The sequence below is a fragment of the Streptomyces sp. NPDC086023 genome (assembly GCF_044540325.1).
Lineage (GTDB): Bacteria > Actinomycetota > Actinomycetes > Streptomycetales > Streptomycetaceae > Streptomyces.
Genome location: NZ_JBITRX010000039.1, coordinates 16,759 through 42,585 on the forward strand (window position 1 = coordinate 16,759; position 25,827 = coordinate 42,585).

General features: G+C 70.5%; 21 protein-coding genes. 10 read left to right on the forward strand and 11 right to left on the reverse strand.

The genetic code is table 11. The features are described from left to right. Positions 1-98 precede the first annotated feature (98 nt). Together ppdK and dusB are read right to left on the reverse strand one after the other, a co-directional pair. On the reverse strand, positions 99-2,810 hold the full coding sequence (gene ppdK, locus ACIF6F_RS37145) for a pyruvate, phosphate dikinase (protein WP_399958159.1): 2,712 nt from the start codon (positions 2,808-2,810) through the stop codon (positions 99-101). A 354-nt stretch (positions 2,811-3,164) separates the two neighbouring features. After that, positions 3,165-4,388 carry a tRNA dihydrouridine synthase DusB gene (gene dusB / locus ACIF6F_RS37150; protein ID WP_399958163.1) on the reverse strand — a complete coding sequence of 408 codons (1,224 nt, stop codon included), beginning with the start codon at positions 4,386-4,388 and terminating at the stop codon, positions 3,165-3,167. Between the two features lie 60 nt (positions 4,389-4,448). Here dusB and ACIF6F_RS37155 point away from each other — a divergent pair, with 60 nt between their 5' ends. The 3 genes from ACIF6F_RS37155 to ACIF6F_RS37165 are packed head-to-tail and all read left to right on the forward strand — an operon-like array spanning position 4,449 to position 7,593. Beyond that, on the forward strand, positions 4,449-5,924 hold the full coding sequence (locus ACIF6F_RS37155; protein WP_399958217.1) for an MFS transporter: 1,476 nt from the start codon (positions 4,449-4,451) through the stop codon (positions 5,922-5,924). Between the two features lie 31 nt (positions 5,925-5,955). Further along, positions 5,956-6,978 carry an aldo/keto reductase gene (locus ACIF6F_RS37160; protein ID WP_399958166.1) on the forward strand — a complete coding sequence of 341 codons (1,023 nt, stop codon included), beginning with the start codon at positions 5,956-5,958 and terminating at the stop codon, positions 6,976-6,978. A 21-nt stretch (positions 6,979-6,999) separates the two neighbouring features. Next, entirely contained in the window at positions 7,000-7,593 is a 594-nt protein-coding gene (locus ACIF6F_RS37165; protein WP_399958169.1) for a TetR family transcriptional regulator, read from the forward strand. A gap of 129 nt (positions 7,594-7,722) precedes the next feature. Here ACIF6F_RS37165 and ACIF6F_RS37170 read toward each other — a convergent pair whose 3' ends face one another. Next, positions 7,723-9,105 (reverse strand): glycine--tRNA ligase, encoded by a 1,383-nt coding sequence (locus ACIF6F_RS37170; protein ID WP_399958172.1) that lies wholly within the window; start codon positions 9,103-9,105, stop codon positions 7,723-7,725. A gap of 165 nt (positions 9,106-9,270) precedes the next feature. Here ACIF6F_RS37170 and ACIF6F_RS37175 point away from each other — a divergent pair, with 165 nt between their 5' ends. The 4 genes from ACIF6F_RS37175 (at position 9,271) to ACIF6F_RS37190 (ending at position 12,452) form a co-directional block, all read left to right on the forward strand. Next, entirely contained in the window at positions 9,271-10,251 is a 981-nt protein-coding gene (locus tag ACIF6F_RS37175) for a metal ABC transporter substrate-binding protein (RefSeq protein WP_399958174.1), read from the forward strand. Positions 10,252-10,283: 32 nt separating this feature from the next. Further along, the gene (locus tag ACIF6F_RS37180) at positions 10,284-11,075 is read left to right on the forward strand and encodes a metal ABC transporter ATP-binding protein (protein ID WP_399958177.1); all 792 of its coding nucleotides are present in this window, start codon (positions 10,284-10,286) and stop codon (positions 11,073-11,075) included. Continuing rightward, a complete protein-coding gene (locus ACIF6F_RS37185) occupies positions 11,075-11,941 on the forward strand; it encodes a metal ABC transporter permease (protein ID WP_399958180.1) in 867 nt (288 codons plus the stop codon). The genes ACIF6F_RS37180 and ACIF6F_RS37185 overlap by 1 nt, the downstream gene beginning before the upstream one ends. Positions 11,942-12,023: 82 nt before the next feature. Then, on the forward strand, positions 12,024-12,452 hold the full coding sequence (locus ACIF6F_RS37190) for a Fur family transcriptional regulator (RefSeq protein ID WP_399958182.1): 429 nt from the start codon (positions 12,024-12,026) through the stop codon (positions 12,450-12,452). Positions 12,453-12,546: 94 nt separating this feature from the next. Here the strand turns inward: ACIF6F_RS37190 and ACIF6F_RS37195 are convergent, their stop codons facing one another. The 7 genes from ACIF6F_RS37195 to leuA all read right to left on the reverse strand — a co-directional run bounded on the left by ACIF6F_RS37195 (position 12,547) and on the right by leuA (position 21,349). Then, positions 12,547-13,101: a YcxB family protein gene (locus ACIF6F_RS37195; protein ID WP_399958184.1), complete on the reverse strand. Its 555-nt coding sequence runs from the start codon at positions 13,099-13,101 to the stop codon at positions 12,547-12,549. A 36-nt stretch (positions 13,102-13,137) separates the two neighbouring features. Further along, entirely contained in the window at positions 13,138-13,953 is an 816-nt protein-coding gene (locus ACIF6F_RS37200) for an isoprenyl transferase (protein ID WP_399958186.1), read from the reverse strand. Positions 13,954-13,966: 13 nt separating this feature from the next. Then, positions 13,967-14,713 (reverse strand): DNA repair protein RecO, encoded by a 747-nt coding sequence (recO, locus tag ACIF6F_RS37205; RefSeq protein ID WP_399958188.1) that lies wholly within the window; start codon positions 14,711-14,713, stop codon positions 13,967-13,969. Between the two features lie 65 nt (positions 14,714-14,778). Beyond that, positions 14,779-16,104: a phospholipase D-like domain-containing protein gene (locus ACIF6F_RS37210; protein ID WP_399958191.1), complete on the reverse strand. Its 1,326-nt coding sequence runs from the start codon at positions 16,102-16,104 to the stop codon at positions 14,779-14,781. 267 nt (positions 16,105-16,371) lie between these two features. Next, on the reverse strand, positions 16,372-17,868 hold the full coding sequence (locus ACIF6F_RS37215; protein WP_399958194.1) for a nucleobase:cation symporter-2 family protein: 1,497 nt from the start codon (positions 17,866-17,868) through the stop codon (positions 16,372-16,374). Positions 17,869-18,445: 577 nt separating this feature from the next. Then, a complete protein-coding gene (locus tag ACIF6F_RS37220) occupies positions 18,446-19,129 on the reverse strand; it encodes a TerB family tellurite resistance protein (RefSeq protein ID WP_399958197.1) in 684 nt (227 codons plus the stop codon). Positions 19,130-19,585: 456 nt separating this feature from the next. Continuing rightward, positions 19,586-21,349 carry a 2-isopropylmalate synthase gene (gene leuA / locus ACIF6F_RS37225; RefSeq protein WP_399958200.1) on the reverse strand — a complete coding sequence of 588 codons (1,764 nt, stop codon included), beginning with the start codon at positions 21,347-21,349 and terminating at the stop codon, positions 19,586-19,588. Positions 21,350-21,711: 362 nt separating this feature from the next. On the opposite strand from leuA, the gene ACIF6F_RS37230 reads away from it, so the two are divergent. From ACIF6F_RS37230 to ACIF6F_RS37240, 3 genes are read left to right on the forward strand one after another with little or no spacing between them, the layout of a single operon-like run. Then, positions 21,712-22,779 carry a M4 family metallopeptidase gene (locus ACIF6F_RS37230; protein WP_399958205.1) on the forward strand — a complete coding sequence of 356 codons (1,068 nt, stop codon included), beginning with the start codon at positions 21,712-21,714 and terminating at the stop codon, positions 22,777-22,779. A gap of 18 nt (positions 22,780-22,797) precedes the next feature. Continuing rightward, positions 22,798-23,079 carry a protealysin inhibitor emfourin gene (locus tag ACIF6F_RS37235; RefSeq protein ID WP_399958208.1) on the forward strand — a complete coding sequence of 94 codons (282 nt, stop codon included), beginning with the start codon at positions 22,798-22,800 and terminating at the stop codon, positions 23,077-23,079. Positions 23,080-23,131: 52 nt separating this feature from the next. After that, positions 23,132-23,938 carry a GNAT family N-acetyltransferase gene (locus tag ACIF6F_RS37240; RefSeq protein ID WP_399958211.1) on the forward strand — a complete coding sequence of 269 codons (807 nt, stop codon included), beginning with the start codon at positions 23,132-23,134 and terminating at the stop codon, positions 23,936-23,938. Positions 23,939-23,977: 39 nt separating this feature from the next. Here the strand turns inward: ACIF6F_RS37240 and ACIF6F_RS37245 are convergent, their stop codons facing one another. Next, positions 23,978-25,117 (reverse strand): acyltransferase family protein, encoded by a 1,140-nt coding sequence (locus tag ACIF6F_RS37245; RefSeq protein ID WP_399958214.1) that lies wholly within the window; start codon positions 25,115-25,117, stop codon positions 23,978-23,980. Between the last annotated feature and the right edge of the window lie 710 nt (positions 25,118-25,827).

Below are 25,827 nucleotides of genomic sequence, written 5' to 3' on the forward strand. Positions count from 1 at the left end.
CGGGGACGGGTGGTTCGTGCCACCCGCCCGGGCCGGCGGTTCGCGCCACCGGCCCGTTGTGGGCGGCCGGGCGGCCCGTGGGCGGCCCGGCCGCAGTCTCAGCGGCTGTCGCTGCCCTGGGCCTCCGCGGCGGCCCGGCCGGCCTCCAGGCGCGCCACCGGGATCCGGAAGGGCGAGCAGGAGACGTAGTCGAGGCCGGCCTCGTGGAAGAAGTGCACCGACTCCGGGTCGCCGCCGTGCTCGCCGCAGACGCCGAGCTTCAGGTCGGGGCGGGTGGCACGGCCTTCCTTGACCGCGTGGCGCACGAGGGCGCCGACGCCGTCGCGGTCGATGGTCTCGAAGGGCGAGACCCCGAAGATGCCCTTCTCCAGGTAGGCGGTGAAGAAGCTGGCCTCGACGTCGTCGCGGGAGAAGCCCCACACGGTCTGGGTCAGGTCGTTCGTGCCGAAGGAGAAGAACTGCGCGGCCTCGGCGATCTGGCCGGCGGTCAGGGCGGCGCGGGGCAGCTCGATCATCGTGCCGATGGACAGCTTGAGCTCGGTGCCGGTGGCGGCCTCGACCTCGGCGATGATCGCGTCGGCCTCCTCGCGGACGATCTCCAGCTCCTGGACGGTGCCCACGAGCGGGATCATGATCTCGGCGCGCGGGTCGCCCTTGGCGTCCTTGCGGATGGCCGCGGCCTCGGCGATCGCACGGACCTGCATGGCGAAGAGGCCGGGGATGACCAGGCCCAGGCGGACGCCGCGCAGACCCAGCATCGGGTTCTGCTCGTGCAGCTTGTGCACGGCCTGGAGCAGGCGCAGGTCGTTCTCGTTGTGGTCCTTGCGGGCCTCGGCGAGGGCGACGCGCACCGAGAGCTCGGTGATGTCGGGCAGGAACTCGTGCAGCGGCGGGTCGAGCAGGCGGACGGTGACGGGCAGGCCGTCCATCGCCTCGAACAGCTCGACGAAGTCCTTCTTCTGCAGCGGCAGGAGGGCACTGAGTGCCTCCTCGCGCTCGGACTCGGTGTCCGCGAGGATCAGGCGCTCGACCATCTCGCGGCGCTCGCCGAGGAACATGTGCTCGGTGCGGCACAGGCCGATGCCCTGGGCGCCGAAGCGGCGGGCGCGCAGCGCGTCCTCGGCGTTGTCGGCGTTGGCGCGGACGCGCAGGCGGCGGACCCGGTCGGCGTACGCCATGATCCGGTGGACGGCCTGGACGAGCTCGTCGGCGTCGTCGGCGCCGGCGTGCATGCGGCCCTCGAAGTACTCGACGACCGGGGAGGGTACGACGGGTACCTCGCCGAGGTAGACCTTGCCGGTGGAGCCGTCGATGGAGACGACGTCGCCCTCCTCGATGACCTGGCCGGCGGACGTGGTCAGGCGGCGGCGCTTGGTGTCGACGTCCAGCTCCTCGGCGCCGCAGACACAGGTCTTGCCCATGCCGCGGGCGACGACGGCGGCGTGCGAGGTCTTGCCGCCGCGGGAGGTCAGGATGCCCTCGGAGGCGATCATGCCGTCCAGGTCGTCCGGGTTGGTCTCGCGGCGGATCAGGATGACCTTCTCGCCGGAGCGGGACCACTTGACGGCCGTGTAGGAGTCGAAGACGGCCTTGCCGACGGCCGCGCCCGGGGAGGCGGCGATGCCGCGGCCGAGGAGCTCGACCTTCGCGCTCTCGTCGAAGCGGGGGAACATCAGCTGGGCGAGCTGGTGGCCGGTCACCCGCTGGAGGGCCTCGGCCTCGTCGATCAGGCCCTGGTCCACGAGCTGGGTGGCGATGCGGAAGGCGGCACCGGCGGTGCGCTTGCCGACGCGGGTCTGGAGCATCCACAGCTGGCCGCGCTCGATGGTGAACTCGATGTCGCACAGGTCCTTGTAGTGCGTCTCGAGCGTCTCCATGATGCCCATGAGCTGGTCGTACGACTTCTTGTCGATCTGCTCCAGGTCCGCGAGCGGCACGGTGTTGCGGATGCCCGCGACGACGTCCTCGCCCTGGGCGTTCTGCAGGTAGTCGCCGTAGACGCCCTGGTGGCCGCTGGCGGGGTCGCGGGTGAAGGCGACGCCGGTGCCCGAGTCGGGGCCGAGGTTGCCGAAGACCATGGAGCAGACGTTGACGGCGGTGCCGAGGTCGCCGGGGATGCGCTCCTGGCGGCGGTACAGCTTGGCGCGGTCGGTGTTCCACGAGTCGAAGACGGCGCGGACGGCGAGGTCCATCTGCTCGCGCGGGTCCTGCGGGAACTCGCGGCCCGCCTCCTTGGCGACGATCTTCTTGAAGGTCTTGACGATCTTCTTGAGGTCGGCGGCGTCGAGGTCGGTGTCGACGGTGATCTTCTTCGCGGCCTTGGCCTCGTCGAGGGCCTCCTCGAAGAGCTCGCCGTCGACGCCCAGGACGGTCTTGCCGAACATCTGGATCAGGCGGCGGTACGAGTCCCAGGCGAAGCGCTCGTTGTCGGCCTGGGCGGCGAGACCGGTGACGGACTCGTCCGAGAGGCCGATGTTGAGGACCGTGTCCATCATGCCGGGCATGGAGAACTTGGCGCCGGACCGGACGGAGACCAGCAGCGGGTCGTCGGACTGACCGAGCTTCTTGCCCATCTTCTGCTCAAGCGCCTCCAGGTGGGCGCTGACCTCGGCCTGCAGCGCGGCCGGGGCCTCGCCGCTCTCGAGGTAGACCTTGCAGGCCTCGGTGGTGATGGTGAAGCCGGGAGGGACCGGCAGACCCAGGTTGGTCATCTCGGCGAGGTTGGCTCCCTTGCCGCCGAGAAGGTCCTTGAGGTCGCGGTTGCCCTCGGTGAAGTCGTAGACGAACTTCTGATCTTTGTTTTCCGACACGGGTCTCGACTCCTCGAGGACTCGGTGGCTGCCCTGACGGCGAGGAACATACCCAGATCGAAGGCGTTGCGGTACGTCCACTTGGCCGTCGTACGGCTTCAACCACCCGTCCGCCAGCAGATCGAAAGTAACTCAACGGTAGCCGGAAGCTCCCACAAGCCTTCAGATCCCAAAGGGAAAAGCGTCAGATGGGGCGCCAGAGTGCTCACATGAGCGATGATCGATAACTTTGCCTTCAACTCTTGAACGAACAAAGGGTGGCACCCAGTGCCATCCTTTGAGAAGTGCAGTCGATGATTTCGCGCTCATCTGAGCGCAACCCCACCCATGCGTGGCGCATATCACGCCGTCCGTTCAGCCTCCGGACGTGTCCAGTTCGGCTTCCTCGCCCACTCCGGCGCAGTCGTAAGGATCCTTGAGCCAGCCGTCCGGGAGGACAACTCGGTTGTTTCCGGACGTCCGACCTCGGGGACCGTCCGCGCCCTCGGGCCAGGGCTGGTCCAGATCAAGCTCGCTCAGATGAGCGTCCAGTTCGGCCAGGGACGAGATCACCGCGAGCTTCTTGCGCATCTCCGAGCCGACCGAGAAGCCCTTGAGGTACCAGGCCACGTGCTTACGGAAGTCGATCACTCCGCGGGCCTCGTCGCCGATCCATTCGCCCAGCAGGGTGGCATGCCGCAGCATGACCTGCGCGACCTCGCGCATGCCGGGCCGCGCCAGGTCGTCCGTACGGCCCTCGAAGGCCGCGACCAGGTCCCCGAACAGCCACGGCCGGCCCAGGCAGCCCCGGCCGACGACGACGCCGTCGCAGCCGGTCTCCCGGACCATGCGCAGCGCGTCCTCGGCGCACCAGATGTCGCCGTTGCCGAGCACGGGGATCTCCGGCACGTGCTCCTTGAGCCGCGCGATGGCGTCCCAGTCGGCGGTGCCGCCGTAGTGCTGCGCGGTGGTGCGGCCGTGCAGGGCGATGGCCGTCACGCCCTCCTCGACCGCGATGCGGCCGGCGTCGAGGTAGGTGAGGTGGTCGTCGTCGATGCCCTTGCGCATCTTCATCGTCACGGGGAGGTCCCCGGCGTTGCCGACGGCCTCCTTGAGGATGGCGCGCAGCAGGTTCCGCTTGTACGGCAGCGCCGAGCCGCCGCCCTTGCGGGTGACCTTGGGGACGGGGCAGCCGAAGTTCAGGTCGATGTGGTCGGCGCGGTCCTCGTCCACGATCATGCGGACCGCCTTGCCGACGGTGACCGGGTCCACCCCGTACAGCTGGATCGAGCGGGGCTTCTCGCTCTCGTCGAAGTGGATCAGCTGCATGGTCTTGTCGTTGCGCTCGACCAGGGCGCGGGTGGTGATCATCTCGCTCACGAACAGGCCCTTGCCGCCGCTGAACTCGCGGCAGAGGGTCCGGAACGCGGCGTTGGTGATCCCGGCCATGGGGGCGAGCACCACCGGCGGCTGGACGGTGTGCGGGCCGATGGCGAGGGTGGGGGCGGCCGGGGCGGTTGCCGTGACGGTTGCCTGGGCCGCGGCCTGGGCGGACGCGGCGGCCGGGGTGGCTGCGGGGGCCTGGTCGAGCGTGGTCATCCGCCCATTGTCCCTCACTCGGTATTGATTAGTTAGGCATACTATTGAATCATGCGCGCCATGCCGTTTCCGCCCGTCACGTCCGCCGCGCCCGAGCCCGGCCCGCGCAGACGGCTGCTGATCCTGGCGATCTGCTGCATGAGCCTGCTGATCGTCAGCCTCGACAACACCGTGCTGAACGTCGCCCTCCCCTCGATGCGGAGCGAACTCGACGCCTCCGTCGCCGGAATGCAGTGGACCATCGACGCGTACACGCTGGTCCTGGCCTCCCTCCTGATGCTCGCCGGCTCGACCGCCGACCGGGTCGGCCGCCGCCGCGTCTTCGCCACCGGCCTGGTGCTCTTCACGACGGGGTCGCTGCTCTGCTCCCTGGCCCCGAACCTGGAGGCGCTGATCGTCTTCCGGATGCTCCAGGCCGTGGGCGGCTCGATGCTCAACCCCGTCGCCATGTCGATCATCACCAACACCTTCACCGACCCCCGGGAACGCGCCCGCGCGATCGGTGTCTGGGGCGGCGTGGTCGGCGTCTCGCTCGCCGCCGGGCCGGTGGTCGGCGGCCTGCTGGTGGACAGCGTGGGCTGGCGGTCGATCTTCTGGCTGAACCTGCCGGTGGGCCTGCTCGCGCTCGGGCTCACCCTCCGGTACGTGCCCGAGTCCCGCGCGCCGCGGCCCCGTCGCGCCGACCCGGTGGGCCAGGTGCTGGTGATGCTGCTGCTGGGCTCGCTGACGTACGGGATCATCGAGGCGCCGCACGCCCCGGCCTGGGTGCTGTGGACCTGCGGGACGGTCGCGACGCTGTCACTGGTGGGGCTGATGAGGTACGAGCTCCGGCGCGCGGAACCGCTGATCGACCCCCGCTTCTTCCGCAGCGCGCCGTTCAGCGGAGCCGTGGTCATCGCGGTGTGCGCGTTCGCGGGACTGAGCGGCTTCCTCTTCCTGAACACCCTGTACCTCCAGGACGTACGGGGCCTGTCGGCCCTCGAAGCGGGCCTGTACATGCTCCCGATGGCCGCCTTGACCTTCCTCTTCGCCCCGCTGTCGGGGCGCCTGGTGGGCACCCGCGGGCCCCGCCTGCCGCTGCTGGTCGCCGGGGCGGCGATGGGGGCGAGCGGGCTGCTCTTCGCCGCGGGCGGGGCGGAGGGGTCGGATGCGGTGCTCTTCTCGTCGTACGTGCTGTTCGGACTGGGCTTCGGCCTGGTCAACGCGCCGATCACCAACACGGCGGTCTCGGGCATGCCGCGCGCCCAGGCGGGCGTCGCCGCCGCCGTCGCGTCCACCAGCCGCCAGACGGGCGGCACGCTGGGCGTCGCGGTGATCGGCGCGGTCCTGGCCGGCGGCCTGGCCCAGGGCGCCGACTTCGTCGACGCCGCGCGGGTGGCGTGGTGGGTGATCACGGCCTGCGGCCTGGCCGTCCTGGCGGTGGGCGCGGCCACGACGGGCAGGTGGGCGGCGGGGACGGCGGGAAAGAAAGTGTGCCCTCCGGCCCACGCCCACACCCACCGCCCACCCACCCGCCCACCGACTGACAGATATTGAAATCTGTCATCGCTCATGCCAAACTCATCTCATGACCACCTCCACCTCCCCCACCCCCCGCACCCTCGGCTCCTCTGGCCCCCGCACCTTCCCCCTCGGGCTCGGCTGCATGGGGATGTCCGCGCTCTACGGTGAGAGCGACCGGGCCGAGTCCATCGCGACCATCCACGCGGCGCTCGAAGCCGGCGTCACCCTGCTCGACACCGGTGACTTCTACGGCATGGGGCACAACGAGCTGCTCATCAACGAGGCCCTCCGCACCGCCCCCGCGCACCTGCGCGACCAGGCGCTGACCAGCGTGAAGTTCGGTGCGCTGCGCACCGTCGAGGGCGGGTTCACCGGGTACGACGGGCGGCCGGAGGCCGTCCGGAACTTCCTCGCCTACTCGCTCCAGCGCCTCGGCCGGGACCACATCGACGTCTACCGGATCGCGCGCGTCGATCCGGACGTGCCGATCGAGGAGACGGTCGGCGCCATCGCCGAGGCCGTCCAGGCGGGGCACGTGCGGCACATCGGGCTCTCCGAGGTCGGGGCGGAGACGATGCGGCGGGCCGCCGCCGTCGCTCCGATCGCCGACCTGCAGATCGAGTACTCGCTGATCTCCCGCGGCATCGAGAAGGAGATCCTGCCCACCGCCCGCGAGCTCGGGATCGGCGTCACGGCGTACGGCGTGCTGTCCCGGGGCCTGATCAGCGGGCACTTCACGCGGGACCGGGCGCTGGCGCCCGGCGACTTCCGTGGCCTGAGCCCGCGCTTCCAGGGCGAGAACCTGCACCGGAACCTCGACCTGGTGGAGGCGCTGCGCGAGGTGGCGGACGCCAAGGGCGTCACCGTGGCACAGGCCGCCATCGCCTGGGTGCTCGCGCAGGGCGAGGACATCGTGCCGCTCGTCGGTGCGCGCCGGCGGGACCGGCTGGCCGAGGCTCTGGGTGCGCTGGAGGTCCGGCTGGAGGCGGCCGACCTGGCCGCGATCGAGGCGGCCGTCCCGGTGGGGGCTGCGGCGGGTGAGCGGTACCCGGCGGCGCAGATGGCCCACCTCGACAGCGAGCACTGACCGGGCGGTACGGTCGTAGTCATGCCACCCGCTGCCGCCGAGCCCCTGACCCCCGAGCGCATCCTTGAGACGACCGAGGAGGTGCTGCGCCGCTACGGTCCCGCGAAGGCCACCGTGGTGGACGTGGCGCGCGCCCTGGGGGTCAGCCATGGCAGCGTGTACCGGCACTTCCCGTCGAAGGCGGCGCTGCGCGAGGCGGTGACGGACCGCTGGCTGGGCCGGACCGTGGGCCGGCTGGCGGAGATCGTCGAGGCGCCGGCGGAGCCGGCTCCGTCGAAGCTGGAGGCGTGGCTGGAGGCGTTGTTCGAGGCCAAGCGCCACAAGGCGGGGGACGACCCCGAGCTGTTCGCGACGTACACGGTGCTGCTGGCGGAGAACAGCGGTGTCGTGGACGCGCACCTGGCCGAGCTGGTCGCCCAGCTGGCGCGGATCATCGGGGAGGGTGTCGAGGCGGGGACGCTCGCGGCGCCGGACGTGCCGGCCGCGGCGCGGGCGGTGTTCGACGCGACGGGGCGGTTCCACGACCCGCAGTACGCGGCGGAGTGGCGGTCCCCGTCGATCATTGCCGAGTTCGAGGCCGTGACGGCTCTGGTGATCCGCGGTCTGCGGGCCTGAAGCCCTTCCGAGCCGCCCACCCTGCTGCCCTGCCCCTGTCCGATCATTTGGGGCCCGGAACGGCCGGTGGCCCGGTGCGCTCGACGCGCACCGGGCCACCGGCCGTTCTCAGTTCCGGGTCGCTCCGGGTCAGCAGCCGAGCAGGCGGGAGCCGAGGTACGCCTGGATCTGGTCCAGGGAGACGCGCTCCTGCTTCATGGTGTCGCGCTCGCGCACGGTCACCGCGTTGTCGTCCAGGGTGTCGAAGTCGACGGTGACGCAGAACGGCGTGCCGATCTCGTCCTGGCGGCGGTAGCGGCGGCCGATGGCGCCGGCGTCGTCGAACTCGATGTTCCAGAACTTGCGCAGGTCGGCGGCGAGACCCTTGGCCTTCGGCGACAGCTTCTCGTTGCGGGACAGCGGGAGGACGGCGACCTTGACCGGGGCGAGGCGGTGGTCGAGGCGCATCACGGTGCGCTTCTCCATGACGCCCTTGGCGTTCGGGGCCTCGTCCTCGACGTACGCGTCGAGCATGAAGGCGAGCATGGCGCGGTTGACACCGGCCGCCGGCTCGATGACGTACGGGACGTAGCGCTCGCCGGCCTCCTGGTCGAAGTAGGACAGGTCCTGGCCGGAGGCCGCGGAGTGGGCCTTGAGGTCGAAGTCGGTGCGGTTGGCCACGCCCTCGAGCTCGGAGAACTCACTGCCGCCGAAGTTGAAGCGGTACTCGATGTCGGCGGTGCGCTTCGAGTAGTGGGACAGCTTCTCCTTCGGGTGCTCGTACCAGCGGATGTTCTCCTCGCGGATGCCGAGGTCGCGGTACCAGTTCCACCGCTCCTGCATCCAGTACTCCTGCCACTGCTCGTCCTCGCCCGGCTTGACGAAGAACTCCATCTCCATCTGCTCGAACTCGCGGGTCCGGAAGATGAAGTTGCCCGGAGTGATCTCGTTCCGGAAGGACTTGCCCATCTGCGCGATGCCGAACGGCGGCTTCTTGCGGGAGGTCTGCTGGACCTGGGCGAAGTTGGTGAAGATGCCCTGGGCGGTCTCGGGGCGCAGGTACGCCTTGGAGCCGGTGTCCTGGGTCGGGCCGAGGTGGGTCTCCAGCATGCCGGAGAACTGCTTGGGCTCGGTGAACTGGCCCTTCACACCGCAGTTGGGGCAGTTGACGTCGGCCAGGCCGTTGGCGGGCAGGCGGCCGTGCTTGGCCTCGTACGCCTCTTCCAGGTGGTCGGCGCGGTGGCGCTTGTGGCAGGAGGTGCACTCGGTGAGCGGGTCGGAGAAGGTCGCGACGTGACCGGAGGCGACCCAGACCTCGGGGGCCAGGATCACGGACGAGTCGATGCCGACGACGTCCTCACGCGCGGTGACCATCGCCTTCCACCACTGGCGCTTGATGTTCTCCTTGAGCTCGACACCCAGCGGTCCGTAGTCCCAGGCGGCCTTGGAACCGCCGTAGATCTCGCTGCACGGGTAGACGAAGCCACGGCGCTTGCTCAGGCTGACGATGGTGTCGATCTTGTCGGCGGCCACGGTGCTCTCTTCATTACGAGGACGAACGCGAATGCTTCAGGTTACCGGCGGCCGGGCCCCCACTTTCAAATCGATTCCCCTTTGGTACCGCGCGCGCGGACGGGCCCGAGGGCGGGACCCGAAGGCTTTTGACAATCGTTTCCATTTTTGATGAAAATGAGTGTCATGAACGTACGACGCCTCATACCCGCCGCCGCCCTGACCGGAGCCGTCGCCCTCGGCGCCGGCGCCCTGACCGCCTGTTCCGGAGCCACCGCTGCCGGCGGCGCGAAGGACGGCAAGCTGGACGTGGTGGCGTCGTTCTACCCGCTCCAGTTCCTCGCCGAGCAGATCGGCGGGGACCACGTGGCCGTCTCCACCCTCACCAAGCCGGGCGTGGAGCCGCACGACCTGGAGATCACGCCCAAGCAGACCGCCCAGCTCGGCGAGGCGGACGTGGTCCTCTACCTCAAGACCCTCCAGCCCGCCGTCGACAAGGCCGTCGAGCAGGCCGGCGTCGAGAACACCGTCGACGCCGCCTCCCTCACCAAGCTCGTCCACCACGACCTGGCCGGCGAGGACGAGCACGGCTCCGGCGCGGAGCACGGCTCGGAGGACGAGCACGGCCACGAGCACGGCGAGGCCGGCGACGACCCGCACGTCTGGCTCGACCCGGTCAAGTACGCGGAGATCGCCAAGGGCTTCGGCGCCACCCTGGAGAAGGCCGACCCCGCCCACGCGGCCGACTACAAGAAGAACACCGCCGACCTCGTCGGCAAGCTCACCGCCCTCGACACCGAGTTCAAGGACGGCCTGAAGAACCGGACCACCGACACCTTCATCACCACCCACTCCGCCTTCGGTTACCTCGCCGAGCGCTACGGCCTCGACCAGGAGGGCATCTCCGGCGTCGACCCCGAGGCCGAGCCGAGCCCGGCGCGGATGAAGGAGCTCCAGGCCCTCGCGAAGAAGGACAATGTCACCACCGTGTTCTTCGAGACGCTGGCCAGCGACAAGACCGCCAAGACCCTGGCGGCGGACACGGGCCTGAAGACCGACGTCCTCGATCCCCTGGAGGGGATCACCGACAAGTCCCAGGGCGCCGACTACGTCGAGGTCATGCGGTCCAACCTCAAGAACCTCCAGAAGGCACTCGGCAGCAAGTGATGACAGCCACGGCAGTTACGGAGGCGCGTGCCATGCAGTCCACGCCCGCGGAGGCAGCGGACCAGCCCGTCATATCCCTGCGCGGGGCCTCGGCCTCGCTCGGCTCGCGCCCCGTACTGCGCGGGGTCGACCTCACCGTCCGGCGCGGTGAGGTCGTCGCCCTGCTCGGCGCCAACGGCTCCGGCAAGTCCACCGCCGTCCGGTCGGTGGTCGGCCAGGTCCCGCTGAGCAGCGGCGAGCTGTCCCTCTTCGGCACGGAGTTCAAGCGCTTCCGCGACTGGTCGCGCATCGGCTACGTGCCCCAGCGCACCACCGCCGCCAGCGGTGTCCCGGCCACCGTCCGCGAGGTCGTCTCCTCCGGCCGGCTGGCCCGCAGCCGCTTCGGGCTGCTGCGCAAGGCCGACCGGGCCGCCGTGGAGCGCGCCCTGGCCCTGGTCGACATGGACGCGTACGCCGACGCCTCCGTCAACGCCCTCTCCGGCGGCCAGCACCAGCGGGTGCTCATCGCCCGCGCCCTCGCCGTCGAGCCCGAGTTGCTGATCATGGACGAGCCCATGGCCGGCGTGGACCTCGCCAACCAGGAGGTCCTGGCCAACGCCCTGCGCGAGCAGGTCAGGACGGGCACCACCGTGCTGCTCGTGCTGCACGAACTGGGCCCGCTGGAGCCGCTGATCAGCCGCGCCGTCGTGCTGCGCGACGGGTGCGTCGTCCACGACGGGCCGCCCCCGGAGGCCGTGGGCCAGCACGCGCTGCCGGGACACGACCACGTACACCCCCACGCGGCGCACGATGCCGAGCCGCTCCGAACGGGACTGCTGAGCTGATGGACATCCTGAACTACGCCTTCATGCAGCGGGCGCTGATCGCCGCCGCCCTGGTCGGCATCACGGCCCCCGCCATCGGCACGTACCTCGTCCAGCGCCGCCAGGCCGTGATGGGCGACGGCCTCGGCCACGTCGCCATGACCGGTGTCGCGCTCGGCTTCCTGCTGAACACCAGCCCCGTCTGGATGGCGACCCTGGTCGCCGTGCTGGGCGCGGTCGGCATGGAGCTGATCCGGTCCCGCGGCAAGACGAGCGGCGACGTGGCGCTGGCCATGCTGTTCTACGGCGGCCTGGCCGGCGGCGTCATGATCATCAACCTGGCGCCGAACGGCTCGACGACCAACCTGGTCAGCGCCATGTTCGGCTCGATCACGACGGTGGCCCCCGAGGACGTCACCGCCATGCTGATCCTCGCGGCGTTCGTCATCGCGGTGACCATCGGCCTGCGCCGGCAGCTGTTCGCCGTCTGCCAGGACGAGGAGTTCGCGAAGGTCACCGGCCTCCCGGTGCGCGCCCTGAACCTGCTGCTCGCGGTCACCGCCGCGGTCACCGTCACCGTCGCGATGCGGATCGTGGGCCTGCTGCTGGTCAGCGCCATGATGGTGATTCCGGTCGCGGCCGCCCAGCGGGTCACCCGCGGGTTCGCCGCCACTCTGGGCCTGGCCATCGCGATCAGCCTCGCCGTCTCGCTGGGCGGGACGGCGGCCACGTACTACGTGGACGTTCCCTCGGGCGCGACCATCGTGCTGATCGCCATCGGCGTCTTCCTGGTGACCACCGCGCTGTCCGCGCCGCTGGCCAGGCGGCGCGCCGGAGCTGCGCGCGCCGCCGAGCAGGTGTGCACGCGGGACGACGTCAAGCTGTAGTCGGCTGCGGACGGCCGGGACCGGGGCCCCGGGGGTGTCCGGCCTGGCACAATGGCCCGAGGCCCGAGATGAGGAGGAACCGGTGGCGACTGCGCCTGGCGAGACGAACACCGCGCCAGTACGAGGACGGTCCACCCGGCAGCGTGCCGCCGTGGCGGCGGCGCTGGACGAGGTCGACGAGTTCCGCAGTGCCCAGGAGCTGCACGACATGCTCAAGCACCGCGGCGACTCCGTGGGCCTGACCACCGTGTACCGCACCCTCCAGTCCCTCGCCGACGCCGGCGAGGTCGACGTGCTGCGCACCAGCGACGGCGAGGCCGTGTACCGCCGGTGCTCGTCCGGCGAACACCACCACCACCTGGTCTGCCGCAAGTGCGGCAAGGCCGTGGAGGTGGAGGGCCCGGCCGTGGAGAAGTGGGCCGAGGCCATCGCCGCGGAGCACGGCTTCGTGAACGTGGCGCACACCGTGGAGATCTTCGGCACCTGCGCGGACTGCGCGGCCGCGGGCTGATCCGGCCGAGGGGCCGCTCCGGCGGCAAGGCCGGGACCGGGCGGATCGGGCGCGGCCCCGGCCACGGCCCCGGGCCCGGTCCGCGGGGCGGGCCCTAGGCCGGCGGTGCGGCGGGGCCGAGGCTCTGCTCGAAGAACCGGCGCAGCCGGTCCAGGTCGGCCGGGCCCTGAAGGCCGCGCTTGGGCAGCACCGTGATTCCCACGGCGTTCCGGTCGGGGCTCAGCATCACGAACAGCTCGGCCGTCTCGACGTAGCGGGGCTGAGCACCCCACGGGATGAACTGGGAGCCGCCGGCGGAGGTGACCGTCACGCCTTCCCCGTCCACCACGGCCCGGTACTCCCCGTGGCCGGCGGCCAGCCGGTGCAGCTGCCGGGCGGCCAGCCGGGGGCCGAGCCACAGCAGGACGCAGAAGGCCGCGACTCCGGTCACCACCCCGATCACCGACGGGTCGAAGGGCACCCCGTCCCGGGCCTTCAGCCATACGTACAGCGCCGCGGCGGCGACCGCCACGACGGGGGCGTACCGCGTGCGCCGCCCCGCCGGTGTGGTCCCGGCCCGCACCTTCAGAGCCCTGACCATGTCCTCGGCCACCGGCCGGTACCTGAGTTCCACCGGCGCCACGACGCCCTGCTCCCCACCCGTGTTCATGGGTGGGGAGCCTAGTGGTCGGGCGCCGGGGGCCGGCTACCGGCCCGCGACCTCGTTCGGGATCGCGCCGCCGAAGCGGCGGTCGCGCTGGGCGTACTCCAGGCAGGCCCGCCACAGGTCGCGGCGGTCGAAGTCGGGCCACAGCACGTCCTGGTAGACCATCTCGGCGTAGGCGCTCTGCCAGATCAGGTAGTTGGAGGTGCGCTGCTCGCCGCTGGGGCGCAGGAACAGGTCCACGTCCGGCATGTCCGGGTAGTACATGTACTTGGCGAAGGTCTTCTCGTTGACCTTCGACGGGTCGAGCCGGCCGGCGGCCACGTCACGCGCGATGGCCTGGGCCGCGTCCGCGATCTCCGCACGGCCGCCGTAGTTGACGCAGAAGTACAGCGTCATCGCGTCGTTGTTCTTGGTCTGCTCCTGGGCGACCTGGAGCTCCTGGACCACGGACTTCCACATCTTCGGCATGCGGCCGACCCAGCGGATGCGGATGCCCAGCGCGTCCATCTCGTCGCGGCGGCGGCGGATGACGTCGCGGTTGAAGTTCATGAGGAAGCGGACCTCGTCGGGCGAGCGCTTCCAGTTCTCGGTGGAGAAGGCGTAGAGGGAGAGGTTCTTGACGCCCATCTCCAGGCAGCCCTTGAGGACGTCGAGGACGACGCCCTCGCCGACCTTGTGGCCCTCGGTGCGCGGCAGCCCGCGCTCCTTGGCCCAGCGGCCGTTGCCGTCCATGACCACGGCGACGTGGTTCGGCACGAGCTCGCCCGGGATCTTGGGCGGGCGCTCGCCGGACGGGTGGGGTTCGGGAAGGACGTACTCGCGGCGCTGCCGCCCCAGAATCCCGCGTCGTGCCATGTCGCCTCGCTCCTTATTTCTCTACGTAACGCAAGGAGCGTAGCCCGCGCTCCAGATGCCAGTGGAGGTAGGCCGAGACCAGTCCGCTGCCCTCCCTGACGTGCCGCGGCTCGCACGCGTCCGCGGTGGCCCAGTCGCCGGTCAGCAGCGCGCTGAGCAGTCCGATGGCCTCCGAGGAGGGTACGACGCTTCCGGGGACCCGGCAGTCGCCGCAGACCACTCCGCCCGCGGCGACGGAGAAGTGGCGGTTGGGGCCGTGGATGCCGCACTTCGCGCAGTCCTCGAAGGAGGGCGCGTACCCGTTCACGGCCAGCGAGCGCAGCAGGAAGGCGTCGAGGATCAGGTGCGGCTCGTGTTCGCCGCGGGCCAGGGTGCGCAGGGCGCCGACGAGCAGCAGGTACTGCTGTACGGCGGGCTCGCCCTCCTGGTCGGTGAAGCGCTCGGCGGTCTCCAGCATCGCGGTGCCGGCGGTGTAGCGGGCGTAGTCGGTGACGATGCCGCCGCCGTACGGGGCGATGATCTCGGTCTGCGTGCAGAGCGGCAGACCCCGGCCCACCAGTTCGCTGCCGCGGGCGAAGAACTGGACGTCGACGTGGGAGAAGGGTTCCAGCCCGGCGCCGAACTTCGACCTGGTCCGGCGTACGCCGCGGGCGACGGCGCGGACCCGGCCGTGCCCGCGGGTCAGGATGGTGATGATGCGGTCCGCCTCACCCAGCTTCTGGGTGCGCAGCACGATGCCGTCGTCGCGGAACAGACTCATGCGGCCCATTGTCCCGTACGGCGGCGGGACAACGGGCCGGGTCGGCCGGCTCGGGCCGTGGGGCCCTAGAAGGGGACGGCCATCGGCTGCCGGCAGGCGGAGCCCTGGAGCAGGGTCTCGTCGAAGTTCTTCCGGAAGCCCTCGTAGATCGACGCGTTGTCGATCTTCAGCAGGGTCTCGTCCTGCGAGCGGAGGTTCGGGTACGTGTAGTTGTGGCTGCCGGTGAAGACCAGCTTGCGCGGGGTACCCAGGTACGTGCCGTCGATCAGCAGGTACTTGGAGTGGATGCCGAGGCCGGGCTCCGACTTGTCCTCGCCGCCCTCACACATGCGTACGTCGACTCCCGGCGCCGTGGCGAAGACGTCGCGCACCCCGGTGCCCACGCTGCCCTTGTCCCCGTTGAGCACGACCTGCACCGCACAGCCCTTGGCCGCCATGCTGCGGAGCCGGTCGGCAACCTGGGTGCGGGTGAAGGCGTACATCCCGATCCTGATCTTCGAGGGAGTGGCGGCGCTGCAGGTCACGTTCTCCAGCAGGTCCACGACGGTGTCGGTGTCCGGGTCCTGCCGCGGGTCGGCCGGCACGCCGTCGGCGGTGTTGTCGTCGTCCTCGCGGCGCGGGAAGAAGTAGGTCTTGTAGTCCCCGACGTCCTTGGTCTTGTAGTAGTGGTCCAGGCCGTCGCCGCTGACGCCGAGGCGCACCTGGTCGTTCCAGTAGCGGCTGTACTCGTCGTAGAGGTCCTTGTGGGGGACGACCACCGCGTTGTTGTACATGGTGGTGCGGTGGCTCGTGGTCAGGTTGGCCGAGGACTGGAAGACGACGTTCTCGGTGGTGCCCACCTTCGAGAACAGGAAGAACTTGTTGTGGTTGATGGCGTTCTCGACGTCGCCGTCGGCCTGCGTCATCTTCCGGTTACCGATGCAGCCGCGGTCCTTCTCACAGGCCAGGACGAAGGAGCCGGCGGTGGCGACGTCCACCGTGTCGCCGTACTTGACGGTCCTGCCGAACGCGGTGCCCAGGTTGCCGAACTCCGTGCCGGTGGGCTCGCCCGCCGCGTTCGTCTCGGCCACGGCCTTCTCGTCGAAGACGATCTGGACGGTGACCTTCTTCGCCCCTTCCCGGGACGCCGCCCGCTTGAGGGCTTCGCGCACGTCGTTGTCGGTGAAGAGGAAGATCGAGCCACGGATCAGCCCGCCGTCCGCCGTGTTGTCGATGAGCCTGATCAGCTCGTCGCGGATGGCGTTCGGGCTGGTGGCCGGGTCGTTGAAGACGGCCTTGGGCGTGACGGGGACCGCGGTCTCCGCGGCCGTGGCGCCGTGGCCGCCCAGCAGCGAGGCCGAGACTGCGAGGGTGGAGGCTACGGCGAAGCGCCGGAACGCACGTGTGCGCATGATGATCTTCCCGGTCCGGTGGTGGCGGGCGGCAGGCGCCCTGGGTCGGATCCGACCGTAGGCAGGGAAGATCGGTTCGGGACCGGTTTCCGGGTGGCAGGAAGCGTCCTTGGCCGCAAGGTGCCTCACCCTGCGGCCGCGCCGCCTGGGCCGGGAACGGCCGGAAGCGGCGGGCGTCCGCGGCCTGTGACGGCGGCGTCCGAGGCCGAGAACGGCAGTGGCCCCGGCCGGTGGTGGTACCCGGCCGGGGACACCCCTTGGGAGGTGTCAGGCGGTGGGCGCGGGCGCGGTGGCCTCGCCCTCCGTGGCCTCGGAGGCGGGCGCGGCGTCGTCCGCGTCCTTCGTGGCCTCCGTCGTTTCCACCGGCTGACCCGGGATGACTGCCGGAGCCTCGGTGGCGTTGTGGGCGTCGTCCTTGCCGAGACCGTTGAAGATCAGGTTCAGGACGATCGCCGCCGTGGCACCGAGGGTGACACCGCTGTTGAGCAGCGAGGAGAGGTCGGCGTCCATGTGCTCCTTGAAGAACACCGGGACGGTGGCCGGGAGCAGGGCGAAGGCCAGGGAGACGCCGATGACGAGCGCGTTCTTCTCCTCCTTGAGGTCGACCTTGGCCAGGGTCTGGATACCGGCCAGGGCGACCATCGCGAACATCACGGTGGCGGCGCCGCCGAGGACCCCGTGCGGGACGGAGGCGACGATCGCGGCCGCCTTGGGCAGCAGACCCAGGACGATCATGAAGACACCCGCGGCGACGACCACGAAGCGGCTCTTGACCTTGGTCATCCGGACCAGGCCGACGTTCTCGGCGAAGGCGACGTACGGGAAGGAGTTCAGCACACCGCCGAGGGCGGTCGCGGCACCGTCGGCGCGCAGGGCGCGGGCCACGGTCTCACTGTCGACCTCCTTGCCGACGATGTCGCCGACCGCGTAGGTGTCGCCGGTCGTCTCCACCATCGTGATCAGCATGACGATGAGCATCAGCACGATCGGGAACCACTCGAACTTCGGGACGCCGAAGTGGAAGGGGGTGGTGACGCCCACCCAGTCGGCCTTCGACACGTCGCCGAACTTGGCGTCGCCGAGCAGGAAGGCGACGGCGGTGCCGCCCACCAGGCCGAGCAGGATCGCGATGCTGGAGAGGAACGGCTTGCCGAGCTTCATCAGGACCAGGGTGAAGAGCATCGTGCCGCCGGCGTAGGCGAAGTTCTTCGGGTCGCCGAAGTCGGGGCTGCCGAGGCCGCCCGCGGCGTCGTTGAGGCCGACCGGGATGAGCACGATGCCGAGCACCGTGATCACCGTGCCCGTGACGACCGGCGGGAAGAGCCGCATCACGGCCCGGAAGGCCTTCGGCGGCAGCCAGGCGAACGCGAAGGTCGCGATGCCCGCGGTGATCACGGCTCCGTAGATCACCAGGAGTGCTGCGGTCCCGCCGCCGGCACCGAGGCCGATGGCGATCATCGGCGACACCGCGGTGAAGGTGACGCCCTGGATCAGCGGCAGCCGCGCGCCGATCCGGCCGATGCCGAAGGCCTGGATGATCGAGGCGATACCGCAGGTGAAGAGGTCTGCGTTGATCAGATAGACGAGCTGTTCCGTACTGAGTCCCAGGGCACCACCGACGATGATCGGGACGATCACCGCTCCCGCGTAGAACGCGAGTACGTGCTGGAAGCCGTAGAGCGCGAGCTTGGGAAGGGGGAGCACCTCGTCGACCGGGTGCGTGCTCTGCTCTCCGTCGGAAAGCCGGGCGGCGACACGTGCCATCTCTGCCTTGCCCTTCAAGAGGTAGGTAACTGAGAGGAGTTCTGGTTATCCCTGCTCCGGCGGCTCTGGCGGTCAGGGTTGTCAGTGCTTCACGTGGATCGAAGCCCTGTGGTGTTACGGACAGCGCCTCGTCGTGTGACCGGAATCAAACGCCTGTGAGGGCCCTCACGCACATCGTCGACTGCTACAAATTGTTGAGGCTTACGGAACCTCGATTTGTGGGTTCCTCTCATGGCGGCCGCGCCCCGGATCCACTATGGGAAGATCCGGCTCCGCTTGGCGTTCCCACCTGCACGAACGGGAAGCCGTCGCCGCCCACAGGCCCCTGACCAGGCAGGGGCGACTTTCCGTCAAGCGAATCCGAACGTCCTGTGAACGCCCTGTGAAGCCGCAGGACAGCGCGGCTCCCCAGGTCCCGGAGGATCCACTTCCGGCCAGGAACGGGGCCCTCCGGCAGACGGCGACGCGAAATCGTTACGCAGCGAAGCGGAGTCAACACGCGTAGAACGGGCGCACGGGGAAGCCCCGGACAACCGCGTCCGGGGCTTCGGTCCTGACAGGCCGCCGTCGGGAGGGGTCAGGAGGGCGTACGGGCCGCCGCGAGCAGCCGCGAGACGTCGTCGGTGTCGAGCCGCAGCGCGCCCCCGGCCGTGGCCAGCACCTCGCGCTCGCCGGGCGTGTACGGGCCGTCGGCGAGGGCGATACGGGCCCCCTGGAGCAGGATCGACTCGCGGCCGGCCGGCGCCAGGTGCGGCGACAGCGGCTCCAGCGCCTCGTGCAGCTCGATGGACAGGGCGGCGCCGAACATGTCCGCCGACAGCCTGCCGGCGTCCCCCAGCGCCTCGACGAGCGCCTCCAGCTGCTCCTCGGTGCAGTCCTCGAAGCCGGCGCCGCGCACGGCCGACACCGCGGCCTCCAGCGCCGTACGGGAGGACGTGCCCCCGGCGGCGAGCACGGCCAGCGCCACCGTGTGGACCGCGTCGCGCAGCATCGCCGAGAAGCGGGTCGTGGTCGGGTGGTCCAGCAGCTCCGGGCCGTAGCGCTCCGCGCAGGCGGCACACTCGACGACCGGCCCGACGTACCCGCGCGGCAGCAGCGGCAGCCCGAGCACGGTGAGCCGGCGCCGGCCGGTGCGGCGGCGGTAGTTGCGGTCCCCGCCGCAGCCCGGGCAGAAGAACTCACCGTCCCCCACGGTGCTCCAGGTGGTGCGGATGCCCCACGGCATCACCTTCCGGCCGTTCCCGCCTCGCCCAGGCAGCACGTCCCACCTCCGTTACATCCCCGCAACATCGCGACGTTGGCGTGATGTTAGCCACATGCGCCGGACGACGGCAGTCCCGCGACAGGACATCCCCCTTCCCGGCACGGGAGTTGGCCGAACTCCGCCCTCCCCCGTCCTCCGGCGGAGTTCCGGCGGGCCGCCCTGGCCCCTTGCGGTCAGGGCCGGTTGCGTCCCTTTGATCTTCCTTCCGCAGGCCGGCCGGCTCCCCCAGAGTGGATCTCGAAAGCGCCGAGCACGTGCTCGAACGGCACCGGCCAACTCGTTGACGGAACCGCCCGTGTCCGTGTCCGAGGTCCCGAACCGCCGTTCCCGCCCGGTCCCCCGAGACGGGGGCCGACCGCCTTCCCCCCTGCGGCCGGCCCCGTACGGCGGATGCCCGGACCTCCCTCGCGGGGGGTCCGGGCATCCGTCACATCAGGACCCGGGGCGGCGGGTTCAGCGGCCCGCGCGGTTCACGGCCGAGATGACGGCCTTCAGGGAGGCGCGCGTGGTGTTGGCGTCGATGCCGATGCCCCACAGGACACGGCCGTCGATCGCGCACTCGATGTACGAGGCGGCCTGCGCGGACGCGCCCTCGCTCATGGTGTGCTCGGTGTAGTCCAGCAGGCGGGCGTCCACGCCGATGCCGGCCAGCGCGTCGAAGAAGGCCGAGATCGGACCGTTGCCGGAGCCCGACAGGGTGGTCTCCACGCCGTCCACGACCGCGTCGACGGTCAGGGTGTCGGTGCCGTCCTTGTCCGTGGTCGACTGGCCCGAGCGCAGCTGGATGCGGCCCCACGGGTTGTCCGGGTTCGGCAGGTACTCGTCCTGGAAGACCGACCAGATCTCCTTCGGCGTGACCTCGCCGCCCTCGGCGTCGGTCTTGGCCTGGATGATCTTCGAGAACTCGATCTGCATGCGGCGCGGCAGGTCCAGCTTGTGGTCGTTCTTCAGGACGTACGCGATGCCGCCCTTGCCGGACTGCGAGTTGACGCGGATGACCGCCTCGTAGGAGCGGCCGACGTCCTTCGGATCGATCGGCAGGTACGGGACGGCCCACTCGATGTCGTCGACGGTCTTGCCCTGGGCGGCCGCGTCGGCCTCCATGGCGTCGAAGCCCTTCTTGATGGCGTCCTGGTGGGAGCCGGAGAAGGCGGTGTAGACCAGGTCGCCCGCGTAGGGGTGGCGCGGGTGGACCTCCATCTGGTTGCAGTACTCGGAGGTGCGGCGGATCTCGTCGATCTGCGAGAAGTCGATCTGCGGGTCGACGCCCTGCGAGAACAGGTTCATGCCCAGGGTGACCAGGTCGACGTTGCCGGTGCGCTCGCCCTGACCGAACAGGCAGCCCTCGATGCGGTCGGCGCCGGCCATGACGGCCAGCTCGGCGGCGGCGACGGCGGTGCCGCGGTCGTTGTGCGGGTGCACGGACAGGCAGACGTACTCGCGGCGGGACAGGTTGCGGGACATCCACTCGAAGCGGTCCGCGTGGGTGGAGGGGGTCGAGCGCTCCACGGTGGCGGGCAGGTTCAGGATGATCTCGCGGCCGGGGCCGGGCTGCCAGACGTCACAGACGGCCTCGCAGACCTCCAGGGCGAAGTCCAGCTCGGTGTCGGTGAAGATCTCGGGGCTGTACTGGTAGCCGAAGACCGTGTCGTCGCCCAGGATCTTCTCGGCGTACTCCATCACCAGGCGCGTGCCGTCGACGGCGATCTGCTTGATGTCGTCCTTGGAGCCGCGGAAGACGACCCGGCGGAAGGTCGGCGCGGTGGCGTTGTACATGTGCACGGTGCCGCGCTTGGCGCCGCGCAGGGACTCCACGGTGCGCTCGATCAGGTCCTCGCGGGCCTGGGTCAGCACGGAGATGGTGACGTCGTCCGGGATCGCGCCCTCTTCGATGATGGAGCGCACGAAGGCGAAGTCGGTGTCGCTGGCGGACGGGAAGCCGACCTCGATCTCCTTGTAGCCCATGCGGACCAGCAGGTCGAACATCTCGCGCTTGCGGGCGGGGCTCATCGGGTCGATCAGGGCCTGGTTGCCGTCGCGCAGGTCGGTGGACAGCCAGCGGGGCGCCTTGGTGATGCGCGCGTCCGGCCACGTGCGGTCCGGGATGTCCACCTGCTCGTACACGCCGTACTTGTGGACCGGCATCCCGGAGGGCTGCTGCGTGTGGGTCGCGTTGGTGACGGGCGTGCGGCGGTCGGCGTAGCTGTGCTGGGTCATGGCGTAGGGCTCCTCGCGTGTCCGCGTTGTTTCGCTGGGACGGCCGACGGGTCGTACTGCGCAACACCAGACTCCGCGGGGAGGGGGTCGGCCTACGACTACAGGCCCTCGCCGCGGCAGCTAAGGAGAAGCAGCCCGAAACGCATGATGCTCCGCAGACTAACCGAGACCGCGGCGGGGACGCGTCGTCGGTCCAGTATGCGGGACCCGGTTTCCGGAATGTCCGAAATGTGACTTACGCCTCCGAAGACCCCGGAAGGTCCGGATGTCCTGTCAACGCGGTGCTGCGACTTTGAGACGGAGGAATGAATCATGGTCGCGGGTAGTGACAGCATCATGACCCACTGCCACATTGCTGTCGCATGGATGCCAAGGACGCCCGCCACGCCGCCCACCCCGTCTTCTGCACGATCGTGCCGCCCCACCTGCTCGACAAGCTCGCCCGGGCCGACAACCCGGCCGTCGCCGCGCCCGCCAAGCGGACCCTGATCGCCGACGCGTCGCTGCGCACGGAGCGCCGCCTGAACACGGTCATCGGCCTGCCGGCCTTCGGCGGGGCCCCCGAGGAGCCGAACCGGACCATCCACGACGCGCAGCGCCGCACCTCCCTGCCCGGGAAGGTCGTGCGCCGCGAGGGGGACGAGCCGGGCCAGGACGCGACGGTGAACCGCGCATACGCGGGCCTCGGCGCGACCTTCGAGCTGTTCCTGACCGCCTTCGGCCGGAACTCGATCGACGGCGAGGGCCTCCCGCTGCTGGCGACCGTCCACTACGACGAGAACTACGGCAACGCCTTCTGGAACGGCGAGCAGATGGTGTTCGGCGACGGCGACGGCGAGATCTTCCTCGACTTCACCCTGCCGGTGGACGTGATCGGGCACGAGCTGGCCCACGGCGTCACGCAGTACACGGCCAACCTCGACTACTTCGGCCAGTCCGGGGCGCTCAACGAGTCGATGTCCGACGTCTTCGGCTCGCTGATCAAGCAGTACGCCCTGGGACAGACCGCCGACCAGGCGGACTGGCTGATCGGCGCGGGGCTCTTCGCCCCCGACGTCCAGGGCGTGGCGCTGCGCTCGATGAAGGCCCCGGGCACGGCGTACGACGACGACGTGCTCGGCAGGGACCCGCAGCCGGCCACCATGGACGACTACGTGCGCACCGGCCGGGACAACGGCGGCGTGCACATCAACTCGGGCATCCCCAACCACGCCTTCTACCTGGTGGCCACCGCGCTGGGCGGCAACGCCTGGGAGCGGGCGGGGAAGATCTGGTACGAGACGCTCGCGGGCGGCGAGCTGGACTCGAACGCGCAGTTCAAGGACTTCGCCCGCCTCTCGGTGGCGAAGGCGGTCTCGCTGTTCGGCGAGGGCGAGGAGTCCCAGGCGCTGCTGAAGGCGTGGTCGCAGGTGGGTGTCCCGACCGCGTGAACGCGGTAGAGAGGTCCCATGCGCATCGAAGTACACAGGACGGGCGGGTTCGCCGGGATCGAGCGGCGTGCCGAGGTGGACACCGCGGGCCGGCCGGACGCGGAGGAGTGGGCGGCGCTCGCTGAGCGGGCGCTGTCCACCGCGCCGGGCGGCCCCGGCGGCACGTCGGGGGCGGTCGGGGTGCCGGACGGCTTCTCGTACCGGATCACGGTGGACGGACGGACGGTCCGCTGCGCCGATCCGCACCTCACCGAGGCCCAGCGGCAGCTGGTGTCCCGGGTGCTCAAGGAAGGTGCGTGACGCGGACCGTAAAGGGGGTGCCCCGCCGGGGTGATCCTGCTTCCATGGCGCCGTGACCACACTTGACGATCTTGAGCGGTACTACGACACCGTGCCGCGCGTGGGCGGTGCCCGCGCCGAGGACTTCGGCCCCCTGACCCTTTTCGTCCAGGAGAACCCCGAGGGCTGGGCGTACTACGCCCGGCCCGTGCTGGGCGGTGCCGGCCCGGTGACGGCCGCCGACGTGGAGCGGGTGCTGGCCCGGCAGCGCGAGCTGAAGGTGCCCGAGGCCTTCGAGTGGGTGGCCGAGACGACGCCGGGCCTGCGGGCCGCGGTGGAGGCGGCCGGTCTGCCGGTGCACGCGCACCCCCTGATGGTGCTGGACCCGGACGCCGCTGCGCCGGAGCCGCACCCGGAGGTACGGCTGCTGGGCGCGGCCGACCCGCTGCTGCGGGCGGCCGTGACGGTGCCGGCGCTGGCCTTCGCGGCGCCCGGCACCGCGCGGGGCGAGGCGGGGCCGGCGGAGCTGGCGCGGCAGGCGGCCGACCCGGGGAGCGAGAGCCGCCGGGCGTACGTGGCGGCGAAGCTGGCGGCCGGCACCACGGTGCTGGCGGCGGCGGTGCGGGACGGGGTGGTGCTGTGTTCCGGGCAGTACAACCCGGCCGGTGACGTGGCCGAGGTGGTGGGTGTCGGCACCCTTCCCGCGGCACGCCGCCAGGGCCTGGCGCTCGGGGTGACCGCGGCGCTGGTGGCGGCGGCCCGCGCGAACGGCGCCCGGACGGTCTTCCTGTCGGCCGGCGACGAGGACGTGGCCCGGATCTACGGACGGGCGGGCTTCCGCCGGGTGGGCACCGCCCTGATCGCGGAGCGCGAGGGCTGAGCCCCGCCCGTCGCGGGCCATCGGGCGTCCGCCCGGTGGTCAGCGGCGGACCGGGGTCCGCAGCCGGGCCGGCATGTTCCGGATGAGCCAGCGGTTGGCGGGCTCCTCGACGTACCGGTGCAGCGCCCAGGACAGGGCGGTCGCGACGAGCCCGAGGCCGAGCAGGCCGAAGAGGGCGCCGTTGTTGTCGTGCAGGCGGCCGAACTCGTACGTGGCCCAGCGGCTGACCGTGTGGTGCAGCAGGTAGAAGCAGTAGGACCAGACGCCCAGGTTGATCAGCGTCCTGCTGTTCATGATCCCGCGGTGCCCGGCGATCTCGCGCTGGACGAAGGCCAGCATGATCAGCGCGGCCAGGATCGCGATGCTCGGCCGGACGACCGCCTCCAGCTGCTGGTCCCAGTACGGGGGCAGGGCGGCGCGCGCCTGGTAGTACGCGTAGACGAAGGCGGCCAGCGCGGCGACCGGGACGGCCGGGTGCAGCGGCATCCGCCAGCCCCGCTTGACCGCCAGGGCGAGGGTGATGCCGAGCAGGAACTCGGGCAGGTAGACCAGCGGGTGCCGCATGACCCAGGAGGCCATCTTGCCGCTGAGCTCCGCGTACGCCACGTGGTCCACGACGACCATGCCGAGGAGCCCGGCCGCGGTCAGCAGCCACAGGTTCCGGGTGCGCATCCGGACCAGCACGCGGGCGGCGAAGGGGAAGAGCAGGTAGAAGAGCAGCTCGACGCCGAGGGTCCAGGTGACCGGGTTGCCGGGCAGCGTGGGGTACGCGCCGGGGAACCAGTTCTGGACCAGGAAGAGCGAGGAGATGATGCTGCCCCAGTCCCGGTCCTCCTTGGCCATCACGTAGAAGACGTAGTAGGCGGGGACGGCGGCGACGAGGGTGGCCGGCCAGATGCGGGCGATGCGCCGCCAGTAGAAGGCGCCGGCCTTCTGCTCCGGCTTGTGGACCCAGGTCAGCAGGAAACCGGAGAGCACGAAGAAGAACGTGACGCCGTGCGCGCCGATCTGCGAGTACGGGAAGATCAGCGGCGCGGTGCCGAAGCCCGTTTTGTGGCCGTATCCGGTGAAGTGGTGCGCGAAGACCGCGAACGCCGCGAAGAACCTCAGGCTGGTGAGCGAATCGAGCCGGCTCGGCAGCGGATCCGTTTCGGCGGGGCTGTCGCCGCGCCCGGACATGGAGGGCTGCAGAGCGGTCGGGGACGTCGACGCCGTCGATACCATGGCGGGGTCTGCCTCACAATTTCATCAGCGGACGGAGCGGCCGGAAAAACTCTCCGTGTCATTCCGCGCAATTCAGGACGCCGGCGGCTCCGCGGATTCCCCGATGGGGTGTCAGGCTCCGTGGCGGGACGGCGGGCCCCTGCGGAACCCCGCAGCGTTCGGCAGACGAGAAGGTTCCGTTCATAGTAAGCAGGGCGCTCCGGCGTTCGGAGTGCCCGAACGACTCACTCTGTGTGATGAATCTCCCGTTGATACCCTGGTGGCGAACGATGTTCATCTGGTATGAAGGGCCGCTCTGGTGCCGGGTGAAGGGGGTCGGGCGGCTCACACACGCGCGGGGCACGCCGGTCGGCAGCGGCTGCGGAGAGGCCCGCTGAGGTATCGTGCCTGACCGGTCGCCGCGGTGGCCGTCGCATCAAACCAGCCCCAAAATTCGGCGCGGCGAAGGCACCTCCATTCGGCGCGGCGGAGTTTTCCCGTGCAAAAGAGAGCCGATCGAAGATGACGTATTCGCTGGGGCGAATATGACCCTCGAGACCTCAGAGAACACGAACGCGCCGCGACCGGATCTCTCCGTGGTCGTCATCGTCTACAACGACGCAGAGCGTCTGCCGACGGCGGTGAAGTCCGTCCTGGACCAGACCCTTCACGGGGTCGAGGTCGTG

Excerpts from the sequence above, each read along its gene's own strand:
- ACIF6F_RS37175 (WP_399958174.1), top strand. The coding sequence starts at position 9,271 with ATGAACGTACGACGCCTCATACCCGCCGCCGCCCTGACCGGAGCCGTC.
- ACIF6F_RS37185 (WP_399958180.1), top strand. The coding sequence starts at position 11,075 with ATGGACATCCTGAACTACGCCTTCATGCAGCGGGCGCTGATCGCCGCC.
- leuA (WP_399958200.1), bottom strand. The coding sequence starts at position 21,349 with ATGACCCAGCACAGCTACGCCGACCGCCGCACGCCCGTCACCAACGCG.
- ACIF6F_RS37160 (WP_399958166.1), top strand. The coding sequence starts at position 5,956 with ATGACCACCTCCACCTCCCCCACCCCCCGCACCCTCGGCTCCTCTGGC.
- ACIF6F_RS37210 (WP_399958191.1), bottom strand. The coding sequence starts at position 16,104 with ATGCGCACACGTGCGTTCCGGCGCTTCGCCGTAGCCTCCACCCTCGCA.
- recO (WP_399958188.1), bottom strand. The coding sequence starts at position 14,713 with ATGAGTCTGTTCCGCGACGACGGCATCGTGCTGCGCACCCAGAAGCTG.
- ACIF6F_RS37235 (WP_399958208.1), top strand. The coding sequence starts at position 22,798 with ATGCGCATCGAAGTACACAGGACGGGCGGGTTCGCCGGGATCGAGCGG.
- ACIF6F_RS37245 (WP_399958214.1), bottom strand. The coding sequence starts at position 25,117 with ATGTCCGGGCGCGGCGACAGCCCCGCCGAAACGGATCCGCTGCCGAGC.
- ACIF6F_RS37230 (WP_399958205.1), top strand. The coding sequence starts at position 21,712 with ATGGATGCCAAGGACGCCCGCCACGCCGCCCACCCCGTCTTCTGCACG.
- ACIF6F_RS37195 (WP_399958184.1), bottom strand. The coding sequence starts at position 13,101 with ATGAACACGGGTGGGGAGCAGGGCGTCGTGGCGCCGGTGGAACTCAGG.
- ACIF6F_RS37165 (WP_399958169.1), top strand. The coding sequence starts at position 7,000 with ATGCCACCCGCTGCCGCCGAGCCCCTGACCCCCGAGCGCATCCTTGAG.
- ACIF6F_RS37155 (WP_399958217.1), top strand. The coding sequence starts at position 4,449 with ATGCCGTTTCCGCCCGTCACGTCCGCCGCGCCCGAGCCCGGCCCGCGC.
- dusB (WP_399958163.1), bottom strand. The coding sequence starts at position 4,388 with ATGACCACGCTCGACCAGGCCCCCGCAGCCACCCCGGCCGCCGCGTCC.
- ACIF6F_RS37200 (WP_399958186.1), bottom strand. The coding sequence starts at position 13,953 with ATGGCACGACGCGGGATTCTGGGGCGGCAGCGCCGCGAGTACGTCCTT.
- ACIF6F_RS37215 (WP_399958194.1), bottom strand. The coding sequence starts at position 17,868 with ATGGCACGTGTCGCCGCCCGGCTTTCCGACGGAGAGCAGAGCACGCAC.
- ACIF6F_RS37180 (WP_399958177.1), top strand. The coding sequence starts at position 10,284 with ATGCAGTCCACGCCCGCGGAGGCAGCGGACCAGCCCGTCATATCCCTG.